The sequence below is a fragment of the Planctomycetota bacterium genome, from assembly GCA_035384565.1.
Lineage (GTDB): Bacteria > Planctomycetota > PUPC01 > DSUN01 > DSUN01 > DAOOIT01.
Map to the genome: position 1 here is coordinate 54,067 of DAOOIT010000040.1, position 6,389 is coordinate 60,455.

The 6,389-nt window shown below is 67.9% G+C and carries 6 protein-coding genes; 4 read left to right on the plus strand and 2 right to left on the minus strand.

All coding sequences use genetic code 11. The features are described 5' to 3' along the window. Window positions 1-244: 244 nt before the first annotated feature. Window positions 245-415 carry a hypothetical protein gene (locus tag PLE19_15295; protein ID HPD16317.1) on the plus strand — a complete coding sequence of 57 codons (171 nt, stop codon included), beginning with the start codon at window positions 245-247 and terminating at the stop codon, window positions 413-415. Between the two features lie 10 nt (window positions 416-425). Here PLE19_15295 and malQ read toward each other — a convergent pair whose 3' ends face one another. Then, window positions 426-1,988 (minus strand): 4-alpha-glucanotransferase, encoded by a 1,563-nt coding sequence (gene malQ, locus PLE19_15300; GenBank protein HPD16318.1) that lies wholly within the window; start codon window positions 1,986-1,988, stop codon window positions 426-428. A gap of 254 nt (window positions 1,989-2,242) precedes the next feature. Here malQ and PLE19_15305 point away from each other — a divergent pair, with 254 nt between their 5' ends. Both PLE19_15305 and PLE19_15310 read left to right on the plus strand, forming a co-directional pair. Continuing rightward, a complete protein-coding gene (locus PLE19_15305) occupies window positions 2,243-3,517 on the plus strand; it encodes a Gfo/Idh/MocA family oxidoreductase (GenBank protein HPD16319.1) in 1,275 nt (424 codons plus the stop codon). A gap of 47 nt (window positions 3,518-3,564) precedes the next feature. Then, window positions 3,565-4,422 (plus strand): HEAT repeat domain-containing protein, encoded by an 858-nt coding sequence (locus tag PLE19_15310; GenBank protein HPD16320.1) that lies wholly within the window; start codon window positions 3,565-3,567, stop codon window positions 4,420-4,422. Between the two features lie 22 nt (window positions 4,423-4,444). Here PLE19_15310 and PLE19_15315 read toward each other — a convergent pair whose 3' ends face one another. Next, complete coding sequence (locus PLE19_15315; GenBank protein ID HPD16321.1) at window positions 4,445-5,197, minus strand: carbohydrate-binding family 9-like protein; 753 nt, start codon at window positions 5,195-5,197, stop codon at window positions 4,445-4,447. Window positions 5,198-5,364: 167 nt separating this feature from the next. On the opposite strand from PLE19_15315, the gene PLE19_15320 reads away from it, so the two are divergent. Then, the coding region (locus tag PLE19_15320) for a hypothetical protein (GenBank protein ID HPD16322.1) at window positions 5,365-6,389 on the plus strand (1,025 nt) is incomplete at its 3' end.

Here is a 6,389-nt window from a genome sequence, read left to right on the forward strand (position 1 = left end):
GCTTGGACGGGCGGGGACGCCCGGTCCCAGGGCTCCCTTCGGTCGCCCTGGGCTACGACCCGGTCGCCCGCGTTCGCGGGCTACAAGGCCCTGACACGTGCGCCAAGATGAGGGCGTTGTCTTGGGCTATCCCATTTCGCCCCTTCGGAGCTCCCGCAGCCACCTGCGATTCCGGCCGCCACCGTCTCGGGGTATGGTTGCACTTTGCGCCCATACGGATGATGTTCTCCAAGACGCGTTGCGGTTGGCACTGGAGCACGCCATCTCGGCCTACGACGCCGCCTGTGTGGCCTCGGCGCTCCTGCTCGGCGCGCCGCTGGCCACTTGCGACGCGCCGCTTGCCCACCAGCTCGGGGGCAGGCAGCCCTGCGTCATTCTCCTCTCCGACCTGCCCCTTCCGCAGTTTCAGCGGTGACCATGCCAACTCAATCCATCGGGTAGCCGGGCGGGAACGGCGACTCGGGCTCCTTCCCGGCCTCTTCCTTCGGCCTGGGGGCCTCTTTGCGCCCGTAGGCGAGAGCCAGATCGAGCAGCCTGCCCCGCAGCTCGGCCGTGAGGGCATCCTCGCGGAAGCGCCAGCTCCAGTTGCCGCTGGCCTGGCCAGGCGTGTTCATGCGGGCCTCCCCCCCCAGACCCAGCACGTCCTGGAGCGGAACGATGGCCACGTCGGCAACAGACTCGTAGGCCAGGCGGGTGAGCGCCCAGTTCACCGGCTCAGCCATTGGGCCCAGGTAGCGGTGCAAGGCCGCCTTCTCCTTCGCCTCGCGCGTGTGGTACCAGCCGAGCGTGGTGTCGTTGTCGTGCGTGCCGGTGTAAACGATGCAGTTCCGCTCGTAGCGGTGCGGCAGGTAGGGGTGCGTGCCGTCGGTGGTGAAGGCGAACTGGAGCACCTTCATGCCGGGGAACTCGAACTGCTGGCGAAGGGCCTCCACGTCGGGCGTGATGAGGCCCAGGTCCTCGGCGATGATGGGCAGTTCGCCGAGCGCGTCCTTGAGGGCCTCGAAGAAGCGCGCGCCGGGCCCCTTCACCCATCGGCCGTTGATGGCGGTCTCCTCGCCCGCGGGCACCTCCCAGTAGGCCGCGAAGCCGCGGAAATGGTCGAGCCGCACGATGTCCACCGTGCGAAACGTCTGGCGGAACCGCTGGACCCACCAGGCGAAGCCGTCCGCAGCCATCGTGTCCCAGCGGTACAGCGGGTTGCCCCAGAGCTGGCCCGTCCTGCTGAAGTAGTCGGGCGGGACGCCGGCGACAACGGAGGGCCGCAGGTCGGGGCCGAGGAAGAAGAGCTCCGGGTGCGCCCATACGTCGGCGCTGTCGAAGGCGACGAAGATCGGGATGTCGCCCACGATGCGAATGCCCTTGGCGTTCGCGTGGCGCTTCAGATCGCTCCACTGGCGGAGAAACTGGTACTGGAGGTAGCAGTGGGTGAACACGGCATCGGCGAGACGCTCGCGGGCTCGGGCCAGGGCGGCGGGCTGGCGCGTGGCGAGGTCCTCCGGCCAGGTGCTCCACACGGCGCCGCCGTGGGCATCCTTGAGGGCGCGGAACAGCGCGTAGTCGTCGAGCCAGGCGGCATTCTCGTAGCAGAAGCGGTCGAAGTCGGCCCGCCGCGCCCCCACGGCGCTGCGGCGGAAGCGCGCGGCGGCGCGAGGGAAGACCTCGTTTCGCCAGCCGTAGACCCAGCCGAAGTCCACGTGCTCCTCGGGGAATCGCGGGGCGCTCGCCAGCTCCGACGGCTCGAGGTCGCCCTCCGAGGCCAGCCAGTCCAGGTTGAGCAGAAACGGGTTGCCCGCGAAGGCCGAGAAACAGGCATAGGGCGAATCGCCGTAGCCCGTGGGTCCCAGGGGTAGAATCTGCCAGAGCGACTGGCCGCTCTCGGCCAGAAAGTCGGCGAAGCGGTGCGCCGTGTAGCCCAGTTCCCCGATGCCGAAGCGGCCGGGCAGCGAGGTCGGATGCAGCAGAATGCCCGCGGAGCGGGGAAAGCGCATGGGGGCCTCCTGTTCGCGTTCGCAGTGCGGGCTTCAGCCCGTATCCTAATGCTCGCATTGCCGGTCCAGGATGCAGGCTGAAGCCCGCGCTACGAACTGGCATTTTCATGATAGCGCTTGGCTGGATTGCTGCAAGCCGGGCTTGACGGCGGCGGCCCAATGGCTATGATGTGCGGGGCCGAGGCGGCAATGCGGATTCTACATTCCAGATTGCAGACCGCAGACCCCAGCTTCCTTGTTGCGGAGAGCGAGCCATGACGATGGACCGAGGACCCGTGAATCGCCGAGGCTTTCTGCGCGGCGCGGCCACCGCCGCCGCGGCGCTGGCCGTGGTGCCGCGCCACGTGGTCGGCGCCGAGAGCCCCACAGGCCCGCAGCCGCCCAGCGAGGTGTTCGCCTGCGGCCTCATCGGCTGCGGCGGCCAGGCCGGCGAGGATCTCAAGAGCTACATCAAGGACTGGGGCGCCGACTTCAAACTCCTGGCCGCGGCCGACGTGCACTACGGCCACCTCCAGAACGCCAAGAAGCGCTGGGGCGAGCAGGTGGAGCTGTACACCGACTGGCGGCGCGTGGTCGAGCGCAAGGACATTGACGTGGTCTCCATCGCGACCCCGCCCCACTGGCACGCGCTCTGCTGCATCGGCGCCGCGCAGGCAGGCAAGGACATCCTGTGCGAGAAGCCGATGACGAAGTTCATCGCCGAGGGCCGCGCCGTGGTGACGGCCGTCAAACGCTATGGCCGCGTGTTCCAGATCGGCACCAGCGGCCGCTTCGGCGCCTGCAAGAGCCCCCACAGCCGCATGATCCACAAGATCATGCGCAGCGGCCTGCTCAAGAACAACTGCCAGGGCGTCTTCATCCAGCGCGGCGGCTTCCCCGTCAAGCGCTACTGCGGCCTCGTCAACGCCAAGCCCGAGCCCGTCCCCAAGGAACTCGACTGGGACATGTACTGCGGCCCCGCCCCCGTCCGCCCCTTCCACCACGACCGCTTCGGCTGGAACCACCGCTTCTACTGGGACTACGAGGGCGGCGCCCTGGCCGACTTCGCCCAGCACTACATGGACCCCTTCCAGTGGATCTACGGCAAGGACGACACCAGCCCCGTCGAGGTCGAGACCCTCGCCGCCCCCGCCCACCCCGAGTGCTGCACGCCCTGGGCCTGGGCCGAGCTGAAGTATGCCGACGGCCTGACGCTCGTGCTCGACGGCAATGAGTGGGGCCCGCGCTACGACCGCAAGAAAGAGCGGCGCGTGGACCTCAGCGACCTCGACGCCGAGAGCCAGGAGAAGCTCAAGGCCCTGCCCGACCCCGAGCCGCTCCTCACCTTCCCCGAGGCCGTGCGCCAGCGGAAGGACTCGGGCGGCCACGTGGAGGCCGCCCACCGCGCCATCACCATCGCCCACCTCGCCAACATCTCGCTGCGGCTCGGGCGCAAGATCAAGTACGACCCCGTCAAGGAACAGGTCATCGGCGACGACGTGGCCAACCGCCTGGTCTATCAGCCCATGCGCGAACCCTGGCACCTGTAGGGCGCGCATGCTTGCACGCGGAACCCGTTCTGCTAGGAGTCCCCCCGATGCCCGCTTCTGAACAGCTCAAGGCCCTCGTCGAGCAGATACCCGACCACGACAAGGGCGGCTCGTATGTGAGCCTCACGCCGGAGGCCGGCGAGGCCATGCGCACGCTCGCTGCCGAAATCCTCAAAGGCGGCCGCGAGAACGTGCTCGGCCTTGTTGACCTGCTCGTCGAGCCGAAGATCGGCGAGGAGGTCAAGGACATCAAACCCCACTATGCCCTCCACCTCGTCGCCGTCCACGTCACAGGCGAGGGTCAGGAGAAGGCCCGCGCCGAAGTTGCCCTCGCCCTCGCCTCCCAACTGGGCGGCGACCGGCCCAAGGCCATCCAGAAGTACCTGATCCAGGAGATTCAGCTCTGCGGAGGCAAGGAGGTCACCGAGACCCTCGGCAAGATGCTCCTCGACCCCGACCTCTACGACGACGCGGCCCGCGCTCTGGCCGCCATCAAGGAGGGCGCCGCCGACGTGCTGCTCGCCGCCTTGCCCAACGTGAAGGGCCGCGCCCGGCTGAGCGTGATCAAAAAGCTCGCCGTGCTGAAGTGCGAGAAGGCCGCCGACGTCTTCAAGCAGGCACTCGCCGAGCAGGACCTCGACATCCGCATTGCGGGTGCCTGGGGCATCAGCCGCATCGCCGATGCATCGGCCTCCGAGGCCCTGCTCAAGGCCGCCGACGGCGCCAGGGACTGGGAGCGTCTGAACCTGTCCGACGCGGCCATGTCCCTGGCCGACGCGCTGCTCGCCGCGGGCAAGAAGCCAGAAGCCGCCGCCATCTACGCCCATATGGCCACGACGCGCACCGACCCGACCGAGAAGCACATCAAGCAGGCCGCCGAACGCGGCCTGGCCGCGACGAAGTGAGGCACGGACCCACCGAGAGGCGCTACTCGGCGAACTCGAGGATGTCGTAGTCCTCGAAGCGATGGAAGTCGAGCGCACTGAGCCGGGCGCTGCTGGAGAGCTCTTGGCCCGCCTCGAGGTAGACCGAATAGTCGTAGCGGCATACGGCGAAGCGCCAGCGATCGCCAAGTTGCGGCTTCGGTGTGGGGGTGAAGGCCGAGAGCGGGATGGCAGCCTCCACGATCCAGCCCTTATCCTTGTCCTTCCAGTTGTTCACGGTGCCGCTCACCGAGATGGCCACCTGAATCCGCGAGTCCCAGTCCTTCCAGCGGTCAATCGAGCCTGCGGCGAGGCGACGGCCGATCAGCAGGTCGAGCACGGTGCCCAGAGGATTGATCTCGATCTCGTAGTAGGCCGGCTCGACGTCGCTCGGCTTGACGAACAGCTCGACCACGTCGTCCTCCCATAGCCAGGCGTCGCGCTCCTTCTTCAGTGCCAGCAGGTCGAAGTCCTCCATCACCACGCCGAGGTAGAGGAACTCGTCGTCCCACAGCAGCTGCGCCGAACTGGGATGGCGCGGCTTCCGTCCTTCGGGCGGAATGCGAAAGTCGTCGAGCACGTAGGCACGATCCCACGCAGGATCGTTGAGCTTGCCGTCAATGGCGATCTTGCCCGCGGCGCGGCGGCAGGGGATGATCCGGGCTTGCCGACTGCCCTCGCCCGGCGCCGGGGCCTTCGGCAGGCACCCTGCGAGCAACAGACACGCGATGGCAGTTCCCACGGCTCGTCCTTGCATGGCAGCGCCTCCTGGTCCAGCGGCCTCCCACACGGATTCTAGCCGCCTCCGCCTCCCCTGTCAACGCCGATGCCCAGGCCATCTTGACAAGCGCGCCCATCCGCCCAATAATACGGGCTGTGGCATCGGTGCTGCTAGAGTGAACTCACAAGCGAAAGGAAGCGGTTATGCGGCCGGACTTCGAGGCCCTCGCGACGAGCCGTCGGGTCTATGTTCCCTCCGAACGCCGGTTGGTGGGGCACGTGCCCACCATTGCGCTCTGCCCCGTGGCGGACGGGCGCACGGGCGCCTACGAGACCAACGTCGAGAAGACCTGGCGCATGACGGCCAAGGTCTACGACCTCATCGCCGACAATGTAAGGCTGCCCGATGGCACACCCGTCCGCGTCGTGGTCGCGCCCGAGATCGTCTACGGCCCCCGCAGCGGCGCCCTCGCCCAGAAGCACTTCACCGAACACGGTGCCTCGGCCTGCATCTTCCTCAGCCGCTCGTGGTCATACAGCGACGAGCTGATGAGCGCCTGCCAGGGCATCGGCTCCTCGGAATGGCAGCTCTGCGCCTACGGCTTGAACCAGACAGATAGGCCCGGCGCCGTGTGGCTCAAGGCATTCACCGCCGCGATGGACGAGAAGGGCCGGCCGATCTTCTGCATCTACTCGCCCGACCTGGAGAGCGAGGACGGCCCGCTCGCTCCCTTCGTGGCCGAGCGATTGCTCCGCTTCGCCCGCTGCGCCGCCGCTGTGGCCGAGCTGCGGGGCAAGAATTACCTCTCCCTCGGCGCCGTCTCGATGGGCATCATCGGCTCCGACGTCCGCCGCAACGCCCTCCTCCACTACTTCGGAATGGGCACCGTGAGCTACGACATGGTCGGCCTCCAGGGCCGCATGGCCCGCGGCTTCTACGACCACGAGGAGCTCGAGCGCGCCATCAAGTTCATGGACAGGTTCGAGAAGGTCTTCGGCAAGGGCAAGCGCCCCTTCAAGGCCAAGGACCTCGTCGCCGAGTGCTGCAAGATGGCCCTCATCACCCGCGACCTGATGGTCGGCAACCCCCGCCTCGCCGATCCCGCGGTGGGCAAGGCCCAGGGCTTCAAAGCCGACGTCGAGTACGCCCAGGGCGCCAACGCCATCGCCGCAGGCACCCAGGGCCAACGGCAGTGGACAGACCTCTACCCGAACTTCGACGTGACCGA